This window comes from Mycolicibacterium llatzerense (assembly GCF_000878195.1).
GTDB lineage: Bacteria > Actinomycetota > Actinomycetes > Mycobacteriales > Mycobacteriaceae > Mycobacterium > Mycobacterium llatzerense.
This window is the reverse complement of record NZ_JXST01000013.1, coordinates 92636-109188: the sequence shown is the minus strand read 5'-3', so window position 1 is coordinate 109188 and position 16553 is coordinate 92636. Positions and strand designations below refer to the sequence as shown.

Annotated in this window: 13 protein-coding genes; 8 read left to right on the top strand and 5 right to left on the bottom strand. The window is 68.1% G+C overall.

From position 1 onward, the window contains the following. Positions 1-52: 52 nt before the first annotated feature. The 3 genes from TL10_RS11365 (at position 53) to TL10_RS11355 (ending at position 2511) form a co-directional block, all read left to right on the top strand. The gene (locus TL10_RS11365; RefSeq protein ID WP_234711432.1) at positions 53-1015 is read left to right on the top strand and encodes an NAD(P)-dependent alcohol dehydrogenase; all 963 of its coding nucleotides are present in this window, start codon (positions 53-55) and stop codon (positions 1013-1015) included. A gap of 131 nt (positions 1016-1146) precedes the next feature. After that, positions 1147-1374 carry an Rv1893 family protein gene (locus tag TL10_RS11360; protein ID WP_043985728.1) on the top strand — a complete coding sequence of 76 codons (228 nt, stop codon included), beginning with the start codon at positions 1147-1149 and terminating at the stop codon, positions 1372-1374. Between the two features lie 123 nt (positions 1375-1497). Beyond that, the gene (locus TL10_RS11355; protein ID WP_043985727.1) at positions 1498-2511 is read left to right on the top strand and encodes an NAD-dependent epimerase/dehydratase family protein; all 1014 of its coding nucleotides are present in this window, start codon (positions 1498-1500) and stop codon (positions 2509-2511) included. 1 nt (position 2512) lies between these two features. Here TL10_RS11355 and TL10_RS11350 read toward each other — a convergent pair whose 3' ends face one another. From TL10_RS11350 to TL10_RS11335, 4 genes are all read right to left on the bottom strand, one after another. Continuing rightward, positions 2513-3799, bottom strand: a complete 1287-nt coding sequence (locus tag TL10_RS11350; RefSeq protein ID WP_043985726.1) for a H(+)/Cl(-) exchange transporter ClcA — start codon at positions 3797-3799, stop codon at positions 2513-2515. Between the two features lie 19 nt (positions 3800-3818). Further along, positions 3819-4973 (bottom strand): acyl-CoA dehydrogenase family protein, encoded by a 1155-nt coding sequence (locus tag TL10_RS11345; protein ID WP_043985767.1) that lies wholly within the window; start codon positions 4971-4973, stop codon positions 3819-3821. A 45-nt stretch (positions 4974-5018) separates the two neighbouring features. Next, positions 5019-5453: a three-helix bundle dimerization domain-containing protein gene (locus tag TL10_RS11340; protein WP_043985725.1), complete on the bottom strand. Its 435-nt coding sequence runs from the start codon at positions 5451-5453 to the stop codon at positions 5019-5021. A gap of 144 nt (positions 5454-5597) precedes the next feature. Beyond that, positions 5598-6965: an FAD-binding oxidoreductase gene (locus tag TL10_RS11335; RefSeq protein ID WP_043985724.1), complete on the bottom strand. Its 1368-nt coding sequence runs from the start codon at positions 6963-6965 to the stop codon at positions 5598-5600. Positions 6966-7070: 105 nt separating this feature from the next. Here TL10_RS11335 and TL10_RS32025 point away from each other — a divergent pair, with 105 nt between their 5' ends. The 3 genes from TL10_RS32025 to TL10_RS11320 all read left to right on the top strand — a co-directional run bounded on the left by TL10_RS32025 (position 7071) and on the right by TL10_RS11320 (position 13873). Further along, positions 7071-9029 (top strand): serine/threonine-protein kinase, encoded by a 1959-nt coding sequence (locus TL10_RS32025; protein ID WP_052506388.1) that lies wholly within the window; start codon positions 7071-7073, stop codon positions 9027-9029. 110 nt (positions 9030-9139) lie between these two features. Beyond that, on the top strand, positions 9140-10540 hold the full coding sequence (locus tag TL10_RS11325) for an HNH endonuclease signature motif containing protein (protein ID WP_082067923.1): 1401 nt from the start codon (positions 9140-9142) through the stop codon (positions 10538-10540). A gap of 228 nt (positions 10541-10768) precedes the next feature. Further along, entirely contained in the window at positions 10769-13873 is a 3105-nt protein-coding gene (locus tag TL10_RS11320; RefSeq protein WP_043985722.1) for an FAD-dependent oxidoreductase, read from the top strand. Here the strand turns inward: TL10_RS11320 and TL10_RS11315 are convergent. Further along, on the bottom strand, positions 13867-14721 hold the full coding sequence (locus tag TL10_RS11315; protein ID WP_043985721.1) for an FHA domain-containing protein: 855 nt from the start codon (positions 14719-14721) through the stop codon (positions 13867-13869). The two genes, TL10_RS11320 and TL10_RS11315, sit on opposite strands and share 7 nt — an antisense overlap. Positions 14722-14830: 109 nt before the next feature. Here TL10_RS11315 and TL10_RS11310 point away from each other — a divergent pair, with 109 nt between their 5' ends. Together TL10_RS11310 and TL10_RS31425 are read left to right on the top strand one after the other, a co-directional pair. Next, entirely contained in the window at positions 14831-16210 is a 1380-nt protein-coding gene (locus TL10_RS11310; RefSeq protein WP_043985720.1) for a cytochrome P450, read from the top strand. Between the two features lie 136 nt (positions 16211-16346). Next, positions 16347-16490, top strand: a complete 144-nt coding sequence (locus tag TL10_RS31425; protein WP_192830214.1) for a hypothetical protein — start codon at positions 16347-16349, stop codon at positions 16488-16490. Positions 16491-16553: the final 63 nt, after the last annotated feature.

Below are 16553 nucleotides of genomic sequence, written 5' to 3'. Positions count from 1 at the left end.
CGCTCTCCTTTTCCCTCATCCCAACCGAATAGAGTTTTGCGCCATGAGGGCGATGGCGCAACGTAGCTGGAACACAGGGGAGCCGCTCGAGCTGATCGAGCTGCCGACACCGGAGCCGCGTGCGGATGAGGTCCGAGTCAGTGTGCAGAGCATCGGACTCAACCCCGCCGACTGTCAGATGCTCATCGCGCCACCGATGCGGCTGCTGGCAAGGGCGCTCGGCCCCAAACCGCCGGTGGTGCTGGGCCTGGACTTCGCCGGAACCGTCGACGCGGTCGGCCCGAAGGTGCGCGACGTCCGGCCCGGCGACCGGGTGGTCGGCAGCACCGACTTCTCGCGCGGACAGCGCGGCTGTTTCGCAGAAGCTGCCGTGGTGCGTGCCGACCAGGTCTGCCATGTCCCCGACGCGGTGGATCTCGATACCGCAGTCGCCCTGGCCATTCCGGGTGTCACCGCACACCGCACCGTGGTGGACATCGGCCACCTCCGCCGCGTCGAGCCATCGCAGCGCCGGGTCCTCGTGCTGGGCGCGTCCGGTGCCGTCGGTCAACTCACTGTGCAGATCGCCAAACACGAAGGCGCCGTTGTCGTCGGCGTCTGTTCGACCAAGAACGTCGAACTCGTCAAAGAACTGGGCGCCGACATCGTGCTGGACTACACCCGCGGCGACGTCCTCGAACAAGCCCGGCAGTACGGGCCGTTCCAGATCGTCGCCGACTGTGCCGACGCCTACTCCCGCCGAAAGTGCTTGTCGCTGCTGTCCGCGCAGGGCCGGTACGTGATGGTGTCGATGCACAATGTCGCCGACGCCGTCTACACCCTCATCCCGCCGTTTCAAGCGCGGACGATTCTCGGACGACCGACCCGCGACCGGCTCGCACCGCTGATGGCTGCAGCCGACGCTGGCCAACTCACGGTGAACATCGCCCAGCACCTGCCGCTGACCAGCCTGCAGGAGGCCGTCGACCTCAGCGAAAGTCACCGGATGACCGGAAAGCTGATCCTGCATCCCTGATCGAGACATGTTGAGCGCCATGGTGTTCGGCGGGTGCGGAGCACGGGGCGCCGTCGCTTTTGCGATAGCGGCGCTTCGTTACGTGTCTAAGGTCTACCGTTTTGGCTAACCGCCAACCGGAGGAGACCGCGATGCCGCTCAACCCCAAGGACTCGCTCGACGCGGTCCGTGACGTAGTCGCTCATTCCGTCGAGAAGGCGTCGGACATCGTCGACAACGCCGCTGACATCATCAGAGGTGATGTGGCCGAAGGGATTTCCGGGATCGTCCGCAACTCGGTCGACATCGGCACCCATGCGGTCGACAAGCTCAAGGAGATCGTCACCGGAAATGATGGTGATAGTGACGCCGAAGCGTGACACGTTTTTCCAGCGAATAGTCGCTGATCAGGGATAGGGTGCGGGCGGCGATGCGGCCCAGCGACCTTGTCAGGGTCGTCGCCAGACCAACGCTGGCCGACGAGTCCCTGGGAAGGACGGAAGATGAAGGTTCTGGTGACCGGAGGGACCGGCTACGTTGGTGCGCATATCGTCGCGGCGCTGATCCGCGATGGACACGACGTGCGGATGCTGGTCCGCCGGGCCGAGCAGGTACCGATATCGCTTGAACCGCTGGATGTTTCGGTCGATGACATCGTGGTCGGGGATGTGCTGGATGCCGACGTCGTGGCGGCGGCTCTCGATGGTGTGGACGCGGTGGTGCACGCGGCCGCCGTGTTCAGTCTCGATGCGCGCCGGGCGACGGAGATCACCCGGACCAATCTGCGCGCCACCGAACTGGTGGTGGGCGGCGCGGTGGAGCGCGGTCTCGATCCCATCGTGCACATCTCGTCGACGGTGGCACTGACCTGTCGCGATGGCGGCGGACCCGATCTGCCGCTGGGTGACGTGGATCTGCCGTACGCCAAGTCGAAACGTGAGTCAGAAGTACAAGTTCGGGCGCTCCAGTCGATCGGGGCGCCGGTGGTGTCGGTGTATCCCGGCGGGGTGTTCGGGCCGCACGATCCGTACCTGGGGACGCAGGCTGAGCTGTTCATGTGGATCATCAAGGGGCGCTTGCCTGTATGGCCGACCGGCGGCGCCCACTATGTCGACGTCCGCGACGTCGCCGACGTCGTCGCCGCCTGCATGGTGGCGGGTCACGGGCCGCGGCGTTACGTGGTGCCCGGTCATCACCTCGACGGTGACCTGATGCACGGGACCCTGCACAAGATCACCGGGCGGTGGCTGCCATTCGTCAGCACACCCACCATCGTGGCCAAGCCGTTCACTCAGCTCGCCGAACTGCTCAACAAGGTGCTGCCGGACAGCATCCACCTGCCCGCGGACGTCGAGACCGTCGAACTGGCCGAGCGGAACACCCGATTCGACACGACGGTCACCACCGAAGAATTGGGCATCGTGGCCCGACCGTTCGAAGAGACCGCGCGCGACACCCTGCTGTGGCTGATCGACATCGGTGCGCTGGCAAGCAGATACGCCGGCAACCTCCGCTGAGCTATGGCGTAGCAGCCGCAGTGGCAGCCCGGTCGGTGAGCAGGTCGTAGATCGGGCGTGAGCCGAGAGCGATGGCGACCAGCAGCGCCGTCGCGCAGGCACCGAGCATCGGGGGCAGCTGGTTTGTGCTGCCCGTGAGTTCGGTGGCGAGGATCAGGCCCGTCACCGGCGCCTGGACGCTGGCGGTGAAGAACGCAGCCATCCCGATGAGGGCGAGTGCGGCCGGGCTGGGCGCGGAATGCGGCGCGAGGTGTGCCGCGATCAGGCCAACGATCAATCCGACGTCGGCGCCGAGCACGAGCATCGGGGCGAACAGACCGCCCGGGGTGCCCGCGGCATACGACACCACACCGAGGACGAACCGCAGCACCAGCACCGCGGTGACGGCACCGATGGCGCCGTGGCCGAGTAGTGCTTCCTGCGTGAGTTGGTCGCCGCCGCCGGCCAGATGGGGGGAGTACCAGACCAGGACCCCGACGCCGGCACCGATGAGTGCGGCGCGGACCTCGACCGGCCAGCGGCTGGTATCGGCGGTGCGGAGGCCGAACATGATGGCCTTGTTGTAGAGGACTCCCAGGACGCCGGTGAGCACGCCCACGGCCAGCACCCAACCGGAGCCCGCCAGCTGCGGATCGGCCAGCGCCGGCACCTGGAACTCGCTGCCCGAGCGCACGAACGGGTAGGCCGCCATGAATCCGGACGCGGAGGCGACCAGCGTGGCGACCGTAGTGCGCGGATCGAAGCGTTTGACGAGCTCCTCCAGCACGAACACGCCGCCGGCGATCGGGGCGTTGAACGCGGTCGCCAAACCGGCGGCCGCTCCGGCGGCGGCGAGAATGCGCAGATCAGCTTGGGAACGGCGCGTCGCCGACGCCACGATGATCGCGATGGAGCCACCCATCTGCACGGACGGCCCCTCGCGCCCGAGAGCGAGGCCCGACCCCAGGGACAGCAGCCCGCCGACGTACTTGATGGGCAGGATTCGGAAGCGGCCCGGCTCGGCGCGGCCGGCGACGACGGACTCGACGCGGGGGATGCCACTGCCCTCGGCGTTCGGTTCGACGCGGCGAACCAGCGAGGCGGCAGCCGCGGTGCAGACGGCGCAGATGGCCACGACGACGATGGGGCCCCACCAACTTTCGTGGGACCAGTGCGACAGGGAGGCACGCCACTGCGTCGCGTAGTCGAGCAGCACCCGGAAGCTGCCCGCCGCCAAACCCGTCAACGCCCCGACGACGGCCGCGGCGAGGACGAAACCGAGTGTGTCGGCGGCGCGTACCCTACGCATCACAATCCATCACAATCCATCACAGCCCACCGCGGGCGACCAACTGCGCTGCGATCACGTTGCGCTGGATCTCATTGGTGCCCTCGCCGACGATCATCAGCGGGGCGTCACGGAAGTAGCGTTCGACGTCATATTCGGTGGAATAGCCGTAGCCGCCGTGGATTCGGACGGCGTTGAGCGCGATCTCCATGGCGATCTCGGATGCGAACAGCTTGGCCATACCGGCCTCCATGTCGCAGCGTTCGCCGCTGTCGTAGCGCTCGGCGGCGTACCGCGTCAGCTGACGGGCGGCCGTCAGCTTCGTGGCCATGTCCGCCAGGTAGTTGCCGACCGACTGGTGCTGCCAGATCGGCTGACCGAAGCTCTCGCGCTCCTGGGAGTATTTGAGCGCGTCCTCCAGCGCCGCGGTGGCGACGCCGAGAGCCCGCGAGGCGACCTGAATCCGGCCTGTCTCAAGGCCTTTCATCATCTGCCCGAACCCCTTACCGGGCTCACCGCCGAGGATCGCCGACGCGGGTATGCGGTAGCCGTCGAACGTCAGCTCACAGGATTCGACGCCCTTGTAGCCCAGCTTGGGCAGATCGCGCGACACCGTCAGGCCGGGACCGTGTTCGACGAGCACCACCGAAATGCCTTTGTGCCGCGGCTCTGCGGTGGGGTCGGTCTTGCACAGCAGTGCGATGAGCCCTGACCGGCGCGCGTTGCTGATCCACGTCTTGGCGCCGTTGATCACCAGGTCGGGGCCGTCCGGGCGCGCGGTGGTCGACATGTTCTGCAGATCAGAGCCGCCGCCGGGCTCGGTGAGGGCCATGGTCGCGCGCAGCTTGCCGGTGGCCATCCGCGGCAGATACGCCTGCTTCTGCGCCTCGGTGCCGAACAAACCGATGAGCTTGGCCACCACGGTGTGGCCGCCCATGGCGCCGGCGAGGCTCATCCAGCCGCGTGAGAGTTCCTGTGTCACTTCGACATAACACGGCATCGACACCGGGGAACCGCCGTATTCCTCGGGGATGGCCAGCCCGTAGATGCCGATCTGCTTCATCTGCTCGATCCACGCCTCGGGATAGGTGTTGGCGTGTTCGACGTCGCGCACCGTGGGCTTGACGTCGCGGTCGACGAACGCGCGCACGGTCTCGACGAGCATGGCCTCTTCGGCCGTCAGATGAGTGGACACTGGCACTACCTTGCCAGGCTGGAGCTGCTCCGGATGCCGGTCGAGCTAGGCGAGTTTCCGGTGTGCGGCCTGCTCGACGAATAGTGGGATGAAGTCCCGCACAGCGTGATCGTGGAAATCGGCGTGAATGCGGCGCACCACGGCCGTCACGGTTCTGGGGTCGGTGCTCGGGTAAGTGATGCTCAGCTGGGCCACGAGCGCGTCGATGGCGGCGTATTCGGCCACCCGCGCGGTGACCGGGTCAACGTCGGCCGGGGACTCGCTCCGGTCGATCTCCAGGTGCTCGATCGCGAACGCGTCGAACGCGGCGACGACCCGTTCAGGGGCGGCATCAGGGTGCTCGCGGGCGAGCACGTCGATGGCAATCCAGCAGGTCGGGCCCAGGATGGTGGTGGGCGGCGGCCGTTGTCCCTGCGTGATGGCCGCGGTGAGCAGATCCCGGAAGGTCTGCTCGGTGAGGCTCATGGGTGCTTCGGACATGAGAGCGACTGTACGGACCGTTGGTTACCTCCAGGCGACGCGCGCGTGAGATCGAGTTTTCGCGCCACGCTGTGGGACAACCGGGGTCGACCGGCGCCGTCCGCGGCGACGACGCGGGACGGGTCCTGGCCCACGTCGAGGTGACTACCGCAGTACTGCACCAGGGTTGAGGATGCCCTGCGGGTCCAGCGCATCTTTGATGCGCCGGGTCAACGCCATGACGTCGTCGCCGAGCTGACTGGGCAGCCAGTCCCGTTTCAGGCGTCCGACGCCGTGCTCGCCGGTGATGGTGCCGCCCAGCCCGATGGCCAGCTCCATGATGCGCGCGAACGCGCGCTCGGCGCGGTCGGTGGCATCGGGGTCGGTGGGGTCGTACACGATGATCGGATGGGTGTTGCCGTCCCCGGCGTGCGCCACCATGTAGATCTGCACGTCGCACGTCTCGGCGATGTCCTCGACCCCGGTGACCATCGCGGGCAGTTGGGGTATCGGGACGCCCACGTCCTCCAGCAGCAGGCTGCCGAGTTTCTCGACCGCGCCGAACATGCCGCGGCGGGCCGCGGTGAACGCCGCCCCTTCGGCCGGGTCATCGGTGGCGAAAATGTCTGTGGCACCGCACTTCTCACAGTTGGCGATGATGGTTGCCACTTCCTCGGCGGCGGCCCCCGGCGCGTCGGACTGCATCAGCAGCATGGCTCGGGCGGACCGGTCGAGGCCCATTCTCAGGTGGTCCTCGACGGCGTTGATGCTCGCGTGGTCCATGAATTCCAGCATCGCCGGGCGGATTTCGGCAGTGATGGCGACGACGGCGTTCGCGGCGGCGGCGACGGAGTCGAACACGGCAACCACCGTCGAGGCGGGTGGCTGGCTCGGGATCAACCGCAGCGTGAGCTCGGTGATGACACCGAGAATGCCCTCCGATCCGATGAACAGCTTCGTCAAGGACAGTCCCGCAACGTCTTTCAGCAGAGGCCCGCCAAGCCGCAGCGCCGTGCCGTCGGCCAGCACGACCTCCATGCCGAGCACGTAATCACCCGTGACGCCGTACTTCACGCAACACAGGCCGCCCGCGTTGGTCGCAGCGTTGCCGCCGATCGAGGAGATGTCGATGGACGACGGGTCCGGCGGGTACCACAAGCCGTGTCCGGCGGCCGCGCGCTTGACCTCGGTGTTGGTCAGGCCCGGCTGAACCACCGCGGTCCGGGTGGCCGGATCGATCCGGATGTCCCGCATGCGTTCGGTACTCAGCACCACCGAGCCGTCGACGGCGTCGGCGCCACCGGACAGGCCCGACCCCGCGCCGCGTGGCACCACGGCGATGTGGTGTTCGGAGGCCCACCGCAGCACGTGTTGCACGTCGGCAGTGCCGGCGGGGCGCACCACGGCGAGCGGAGTGCCGGCGTTCGGGTCGGCCGCCGAATCCCGGCGGTAGCGCCCGATGATGTCCGGGTCGGTGATCAGCGCGCCGGCCGGCAGGGCATCGGCGAGACGGTTCAGCGCGTCGGCGTGCATCGTCGGACTGTATCGACACCGGGACTGAGATGGGCCGAACTGGTCCGTTGGGCGGATTTGTCCGCGTTGCCTGCGTAGGCACCACGGCGGGCCTACGATTTGCCCGTGTTGCTCACCGAGGGTCAGGTTTTCGCCGGTTACACGATCCGGCGGAAATTGGGCGCGGGCGGCATGGGCAGTGTGTATCTCGCTTCGCATCCGCGGCTGCCGCGACTGGACGCGGTGAAGGTGCTGTCGGCCGAACTGACCGTGGACCCGGAGTACGGACCGCGGTTCCTGCGCGAAGCGGACCTGGTGTCCACGTTGTCGCACCCCAACATCCTCGGCGTCCACGACCGGGGGGAGTGCGACGGCCAGCTCTGGATCTCGATGGACTACGTGGCCGGGACCGATGCCGCGCAGCTGCTGCGCGACCACTATCCCACCGGGATGCCGCCGGAGGTGGCGCTGCCGATCATCTCTGCCGTGGCCTCGGCGCTCGACCATGCGCACCGCCGTGAACTGTTGCACCGAGATGTGAAGCCGGCCAACATCTTGCTGGACGCCGAGACGTCACGCATCTTCCTCGCCGACTTCGGGATCGCCCGGCCCATGAACGACGCGTCCGGTCTGACTGCGACGAACATGGCGGTCGGGACGGTGGCGTACGCCGCGCCCGAGCAGCTCCGGGGTGAGGGGATGGACGGCCGCACCGATCAATATGCCTTGGCGTGCACGGCATTCCAGCTGCTGACCGGGAACCCGCCGTATGCGGACAGCAATCCGGCGGTCGTCATCACCAAACACGTCACCGCCCCAGCGCCGTCGTTGGGGGAGCACCGCCCAGAACTGCGTGGCCTGGATCCGGTGCTGGCCCGGGCGATGTCGAAGACGCCTGCCGCCCGCTTCGCCAGTTGCGGGGAGTTCGCGCAGGCCCTGCAGCAACAGGCGATGCGGCCGGCGCCCATGGGGTCCAACGATTTTCGCAACCAACCGACCATGGCCGCACCCGCGCAGCCACCGCTGAACCCACCGACGCTCAAGCCACCACCGCACCTGAACCAGCCGTCGCTGAGCCCGCCTACCCAATTCGGCCCGCCGCCGGCCCGCTCGTCCCGCTCGGGCGTGCTCATCGCGGTCCTGGCGGTGGTCGCCCTGCTGGTCGTCGCCGGCGGGGTGTTCGCCGGGGTGCGGCTCCTCGGCCGGTCCGACCGTCCCGGCGGGAAGCCGGCCGCGCCCAGCCCGACCGCGACCGCGGCCGGCACCGGTTTCAGCGGCAGGTACCGCGCCGAGTACGGACCGGCCACCGATCTGGAAGGCAAGGCCATACCCGGCGGGCCGGCAATGACGGGCCAGTGGGACGTGCGGTCGTCCTGCGGCTCCAACGGGTGCATCGCCAATGCCTCGTACACGGGCAAGAGCTCGATTCCCGTGGTCTCGAACATGACGTTCGACCAGATTTCCGGTGATTGGGTCGCTGTCGCGACTGGGGCCGTGAAATGTAGCGATGCCCCCAACGAGCCGCCAACCGAAGTGTGGGTGGTCTTCACCCTGACGCCCAAGCCCGACGGCACCCTGGCCGGCGAGACCAGCCGAAGCGCCGTCAACGGGTGCAGCAGCGTCAAACGGACGGTCACGTTCACCCGCACCGGTGACGGCGAGGTAAGCGGTGTGCCCGACCCCGCCGGTCTGCCGCCTCGCACCACATCGCCGGCTTCGACCCTGTACGGCCGCTACCACGAGAACGTCGTCTACTCGGTCGGCGGCTTCGCTCCGGGTGCGCCGGATCTGCAGGTCCGCACGCAGTGCCTGCGCACCGGAGACCGGTGCATCAGTGCGTTCCACGCGATGGATGGTGTGGTCACGTTGGTCTTCGCTGCCGGCAAGTGGACGCGCACCGAGGAAGGGACCGTTCCGTGCGCGCTCGGCGGGACCACGCACACCAAGATCAGCGCCGAATATCCGCTGCCGACGCAGTTGGCGGATCCGATTCAGACGCTCGAAGGTCATGGCACCAACACCTCGACCGGTGGGGAGTGCAAGGGCGGTGACTTCACCGACAAGTTCGTGCGGACCGGCGACTGAGTTCATTTTTCGAAATAACTTTGGTCACTTTGTTTTCGCTGGTCACGGTAGGTAACTAGCAGCACATTCGGCACTGCGAAATGTCAGTGCTTCGAACTAGTGTTCGAAGCATGGGATTGACCGATGCGGCCGTCGTCGAGGAGGCCTACGCCGCCTACGAAGCCGCCGCGGCCCGGATCGCGTCCCTGGACTACACCGGGCTGCCCGTCCCCGTGTTGTTGGCGCTGCAGTCCCGCCGCGAAACGTTGAAGTGCGCCGCCGAGGCGGTCGACCATCAGATTCTCGCGGCGGCGCAGACGCAGGCCACCGCCAAGGAGATCGGGGCCAAAGACTGGCCGGAGGTCCTGCACATCCGGCACCGGATCAGCCGCGAGGAAGCCCGTCGCCGGGTGCGGGACACCGACAACCTCGGGCCTCGATCGGCGATCACCGGCGAGCCGTTGGGGCCGGTGTGGGAACTGGTCGCTCAGGCGCTGGCCGAAGGCACCATCAATATCGAGCACGTCGCGGTGATCACCTACTTTTTTGAGAAGGTGCCGTTGTGGGTGGACCCGGCAACCCTGTTGCAGTGCGAGGCCGATCTGGTGGCCGATGCCCGGGTCAAGACCCCTGAGGACCTGCGGCGGGCGGCCAACGACTTGTTGTATCGGCTCGATCAAGACGGGCCCGAACCTGACGATGACGAACCCGACCCGAAACGGTCGTTCGTCATGGGTAAGCAGCGGCCCGACGGCCGCACCGACGTCACCGCCCAACTCGACCCCGAAGGCCGCGCCTACTGGCAGGCACTGTTCGACAAGTACGCCGCCCCCGGCATGTGCAACCCCGCCGACCCACAGCCCTGCCTCTCAGGTACGCCGACGCAGGAGCAGATCGACAACGACACCCGCACCCTGGCGCAACGCCAGTACGACGCGTTCAAAATGGTGGGCCGGATGATGCTCGCCTCCGGAACATCCGGTGTGCACAACGGATTCCCGGTCACCGTGGTCGCCACCACCACCATCACCGAGCTGGAAAAGCGTGCCGGGGTGGCACTCACCCACACCGGCACCACACTCCCGGTCAAAGACTTGATCCGGATGGCCGCGCAAGGTTCGGACAACTACCTGGCCGTCTTCGACAACCACACCGGCCAACCGCTCTATCTGGGCCGGGCGGCCCGCACCGCCAGCACCGCCCAACGGCTCGCCCTGTTCGCCCGCGACCACGGCTGCACCAAACCCAACTGCACCGCCCCCGCCTCCCGCAGCCAGGTCCACCACATCACCAACTGGCGCGACGACGGCCTCACCAACATCGACACCATGACCCTGGCATGCGGGCGCGACAACCGCCTCGCCGACACCGGCGGCTGGACCACCACCATGGGCCCCGGCGGCCGCGCCCACTGGACCCCACCACCACTACTCGACGTCGGACAGCCGAGAACGAATCAGTACCACCACCCCTCGCTGTACCCCACCGAGGGTGAAGACGGCGACGGCGAAAGTGACAGTCCCACAGACTGATACGGCGCGATGAGCTAGTCGCACCGAGGTGGCGGCTGCCAGTGGAGGTGAGGCCGCTCCCGTAGCGTGAGCCGCTGCTCAGACCCTCCACCGGTATTTCAGCGAAACCAGCGTGCCAACAAGGGCGGATTGGACGGCAAACCGTTCGCGACGGACCTAAGCTGACCACGAGAATTTCGCCCAGATCATCCGGGCGCTGCGTGGTGACGACTTCTCGGGGAGCTGACCATGGCTGAGCCGCCGGTGATCGAGGTCCGCGAATGGGGCAGGCCGGCTCGCCGGTTGACGCTCAGCAGGCCGCTGCTGTTCGGCCGCGAGTGCGACGGCGTCAACCTCGCCGACGGTGAGGTGTCCCGCCGACATCTGCGCCTGGTGCCGAGCCCGATGGCGCTGTCGGTCGTCGACCTCGGCAGCAGCAACGGCAGCACCGTCAACGGCGTGGCACTGACGGGGCGCGGCACGTTGTCGACCGGTGACGTGATCCGGTTGGGGCGGACCGAGATCATCGTGCTGCACGCCCCCAAACCGCTGACCGCGGATCAACCGCCGGCCGCCGCGGTCGCCCATGATCCGACGCGGACCATGCAGATGGTGAAACTCCTCGAGGTCCCGGTCCCAGCGGCCGCAGGGACCCCTGTGCGGCCGGCGGGCCTGCGGCTGGCGGAGCGGGCGCTGGGTATCGATCCCACCGGCACCAAGGACCTGTTTCCGCCGTACACCGAACTGCCGCACACGATTTCGCGCCGGGTGTGGCAGCTGGCGCGGGTCGGCAGCGTGCTGGCGTACTTCGCGGTAGTGGTCACGATGTTCGTGCGGCCAGCGGCCGGACTGTTCGTCTTCTTCCGCGTCATCGTCCCGCTGTGGCCGGCGCTGTTCTTCATCGCACCGGGCGTGTGGCGCAACATCTGCCCGCTGTCGGCGTCGAATCAGCTACCGCGGGTGGCCGGTTTCAGCCGGGCCGCCACCGCGCCGGGGTGGTGGACGCGCAACAGCTTCCTGATGGCTGCGGCCCTGTTCTTCGGCATCGCCGGGGCACGACTGGCCGGCCTGGACCGCAACGGCCCGGCGATGGGTGCGGTGCTGGCGGTGATCATCGCGTCAGCCTTCGCCGGGGGTCTGGCGTTCAAGGGCAAGAGCGGTTGGTGCTCCACCATCTGCCCGCTGCTGCCGCTGCAGCGCACCTACGGCCAGACGCCGTATGTCACGTCGCCGAACAGTCACTGTGAGTCCTGCGTCGGATGTGCGAAGAACTGTTACGACTTCAAACCCCGGGCGGCCTGGCAGGCCGACATGGCGGACCCCGAACCGCGGTGGAGCGCGCCGCGCGTCCTGTTCGCGGCGGCCCTACCGGGATTCATCATCGGTTTCTTCACGGTGCATGCCCAGCAGGGTGGGACGGCGACCGAAAAGTACGGTGTGCTGGCGCTTTTCGTGTTGGTGAGCGTCGGACTCTGCTACGTGCTGCAGGCCGTCACACCGCTCAGTCAGGCGATGCTGACGGCGGGTTTCGCGGCAGTGGCGATCAATGCCTACTACTGGTTCTCCGGCCCCATCCTCACCGACTCCCTGCGACAGATCACCGGCGTCGACGCACCTTGGTTGCGGTGGCCCATCACCGTGGTGATCGGGGTCCTGACCTTGTGGTGGCTGGCCCGCACCCGGGTCAGCGAACTGCAGTTCGCCTATCTCACCGGTGCCCGTGCAGAGCCGGTGCTGCTGAACACGCCGACGATGCCGGCCGCCGCGGCCGGCCCTGCCGCCGAAAGCGGTGCTGTGCGAGTGCGTTTCGAATCGGGATCGGACCCCGTCGGGGCCGACATCGGGATGAGTCTGCTCGATGTCGCGGAAAGCAGTGGGCAGGCGATCGAGGCGGGCTGCCGGATGGGCGTGTGCGGTGCCGACCCGGTATCGATCGTCGAAGGGATGGGTTGTCTGTCACCAGCCGAGGCCGACGAGCTCAAGACCCTGAACCGACTGGGGCTCGGCAAGTCCAGCCGAATGGCATGCTGCGCCCGGATTCAGGGCGGGGATGTGACGGTGTCGCTGACGCCCGAACGCGCCGACACCACCGCGAGCAGGCCGGTCGGCTACGACCGCTCGATCGTCAGCGTCGTGGTGATCGGCAACGGCATCGCGGGAGTGACGGCCGCGGATTTCCTGCGCCGCGGGCACCCCGACTGCGAAATCCATGTGGTGGGAGCCGAACCTCACGGTCTGTACAACCGGATGGGCATCTCCCGGCTGGTGTACGGCAGGTCCGCGATGCAAGGGCTGTACCTGCTGCCCGAGCAGTGGTACGACGAGCATGGCGTCACCGCATGGCTGAACACCTGGGCCACCGGCATCCATCTGCGGTCGCAGCTGGTCCGGTTGGGCACTGGTGAGAAGCTGCCCTACGACAGGTTGGTCCTGGCCATGGGATCGAGCGCCGCGGTGCCCGACATCCCCGGCTTGAACCGGCCCGGCAGCGTCGTGCTGCGGTCGGCGGCCGATGCCATGCGGATCCGCTCCTACGTGCAGGAGCGTCGGGCCCGCCATGCGGTCGTGGCAGGTGGTGGCCTGCTGGGGCTGGAGGCGGCCTACTGCCTACATCAGCTCGGGCTGCGCGTGACGGTGCTGGAACGCGGGACCCGGTTGCTGAGCAAGCAGATCGACGCGCGCTGCTCGCAGCTCGTGGCCGAGCACTTCGCCAGGGCGGGAATCACCATCACTCACAAGGCGGAAACCGCGGAAGTGCGGGGCGACCCTGCCGTCACCGGGGTGCGGTTCAAGGACGGCCGGATCCTGTCGTGCGAGGTGTTCCTGGCTGCCACCGGCATCCGGCCCAACATCGAATTGGCCAGGGACGCCGGCCTTCCCGTCGGCAAAGGGGTACTGGTCGACGACCGGATGCAGACCCGGGTGCCCGGCGTCTACGCGGCCGGCGACGTGGCCGAGCATGGCGGGCGGGTGCTCGGCTTATGGCCGGTGGCCACGGAACAAGCCGAGGCAGCTGCCGTCAATGCGCTCGGCGGTGACCGGACCGTCCCGGTCGAGACGCCACCGACCATCCTCAAAGGCGTTGAATTGGAGCTGTTTTCGATCGGTCCGGTGGACCCCGGCCCGGGCGGCGAGGTGGTGGTCATCGATCGGCCTGCGGCGCCGTCCTATCGCCGGCTCGTGGTGTCACGCGGCCGTGCCGTCGGTGCCACGGTGCTCGGGCACCATCCGGCTGACCTCGCGGCTGTGCAGAAAGCGGTCCGCGAGCAGCGACGTGTCGGCCCGGAGGCACTGCGGGTGTTGCGGACGGGCAATTGGGAGATTCTGTCCGACGCCGACAGGCTCGCCTACTGACTCTGGGGTGATACCTCGTAGGTGAGGATTTTCTGGCCGATCCGCAGGTAGCAGCCCGGCAGCAACTCGAAGGGCTGGTCGCCGATCTGCGTCCAGACGTGGTCTCCCGGCGCCGCGATGTGGGTGCCGGCGGCGGTTCCCGCGTCGCGGATCAACACCATGCCGCCGTTGACCGTGACATACGCGTGGACCCGGGACACCTGCGGGTCGTCGGGCAGGCTGATGGGTGTCGCTGCCCCGCTGGTCACCGCGGGGTCGACCATCGGGTTGCGGCCGATGATGTACGTGCGGTCCAAGGGATACGCGGCCCCGTCGTCAGCGGTCAGCGCTCCGGTGACGGGACGGGCGCGCGTGGTCGCGGGTGCTTGCGGTGGTGGCTGCTGGGCAGCTGACCGCGCCCGACTCGCCTGCAATACGAAGCCGGCACCGGGCACCACCCCGGCGACCAGATCGGTCTCCGCGCAGGGCACGAATGTCGTTGTGGCGGTGCAGATCGTGATCCGGTCGAACCACGGCGCGACGATCTCGTCGACCAACGGCCGGCCGCCGGCGCTGACCCGCCGGTGACCGCCGCCCGCCTCGACGTCGGCGATCACCTCGCCCCGCACGATGAGGTGCAGCCCGTCGCCCGCCGGCACGAGCGCGCCGAAGGGCGGCACGGTGTCGGACTCCGGCCCGGACGCCAACGTGGCGAGCGCGTGGGGCAATGCCGGCGGCGGGGCGGTCGTGAGCACCTGGAGGAGAGGACGGGCCCTGGCGGCGTCGGCGATGTACGCCAGCACGTCACCGAATCGGGCGACCAGACCTTCGCCGCGGCCGATAGCCACGTAGTGCCGCTTCTGTTCCACCTTGTCGCCGCCTCGGTAGTGTGCCGCAGATGCTGATGATAAGTCAGCGTCCGACCCCGTGCCATGTGGCGAATGGGTAGAGTCGGCTTACCGATGGGGGTGAGCGAACATGCGTCATCGAGGAACCGATCTGCCTCCGGGGCCGCGGCTACCGGCGGCGGCTCAGGCCGCACTCTTGCTGCGAGACTGGCCGGGTTTCGTCGCCAAATGCGAGCGGCGATACGGTGCCATGTTCACCCTGCGGATCGTCTCGTTGGGGACCTTCGTCTACTTGACCGATCCCGACCACATCAAGCAGGTGTTCGCCGGCGATCCGCACATTTTCCATGCGGGCGAGGCCAATTCGATGCTCAAGGGGCTGGTGGGCGAGCACTCGGTCCTGGTCGTCGACGACGAGGTGCACGCCGACCGGCGGCGGTTGATGCTCAAACCGTTCACGCGCGGCGCCGTCGACCGGCAGACGGGCGCGATGGCCGCCATCGCCGTGGAGTCCATCGAGAACTGGCCGGTGAGAACAGAATTCGCGGTGGCGCCGCACATGTCGGCGCTCACGCTCGAAGTGATCCTGCAGACGGTGATCGGCGCGACCGACCCGGATCGTCTCGCCGCGCTACGCACCGCGCTGCCGAAACTCCTTGATCTGAACGGCGTTGCGGCACTGTCGATCGCACGCCCGCAGCTGTACCGCGTGTGGCCATGGACCGTCGTGAAGAAGCGGCTGGTGGCAGCAGACGCGCTGCTCTACGCCGAGATCGCCGAACGGCGGGCCGACCCGGAGCTCTCCCAGCGCACCGACGTCCTGGCGATGCTGATCCGGGCCGCCGACGAGGACGGCCGGCACATCACCGACCGCGAGCTGCGCGACCAATTGATGACGCTGTTGGCTGCCGGCCACGACACCACCGCGACCGCCCTGTCCTGGACTCTGGAACGCCTGACGCGGCACCCGGATGCGCTGGGAAAGGCCGTGGCAGCGGCCCACGCGAGTGCGGCCGGGGATCCGGCCGGCGACGAGTACCTCGACGCGATCGGGCGCGAAGTGCTGCGTATCCGCCCAGTGGTCTACGACGTCGGCCGGGTGCTGACCGAGCCGGTGGAGATCGGGGGCTACCGGCTGCCCAAGGGCGTCATGGTCGTGCCGGGCGTCGGTCTGGTGCATGCCAGCGCCGAGCAGTACGTCGACCCCGAGCGCTTCGACCCGGACCGGATGGTCGGCACCGTCCCCGGCCCGACCACGTGGCTGCCGTTCGGCGGCGGCAACCGGCGCTGTCTCGGCGCGACGTTCGCGCTGGTCGAGATGCGCGTCGTGCTGCGGGAGGTGCTGCGCCGCACCGAGCTGGAAATCACCGCCGCGGACGGCGAGGGCCAGCGGCTCAAGCACGTCACGCTGATCCCCGACCAGGGCGCACGCATCACCGTTCGCGCACGTCATCAGGTTCCGGTGGCGGGTGAGACCGCGCAGCCGAGGTGCCCGGTAGCCCCGCACTGACAGCTGGCCGCAGGTGGCGTCTGCCAGCTAGCTGCTAGCCGGAACGGGTGCCTGCAGGAGCGACAAACGCGCAGGTCAAACAGGACGATGGAAGCACTCCGGTACACCGGCCGTCGACCTGAAAGCGAGCACCGAGATGAAGCTCACCGCCAAGCACTTTGCCCCCTGGTTGGCCGCCGTCGCCGCGGTCGGGGCTGTCACCCTGGCGCCCGTCGCCGGCGCGGACACCCACCACGACGAGACCGACCAGACCGCCGGCGCGCTGGATCAGCCTTTCTGATCGCGCGCCCGCCGACCGGCCCGGCTCCACAGACCAGTGCTTCTCCAGGGGTGACACTGACAG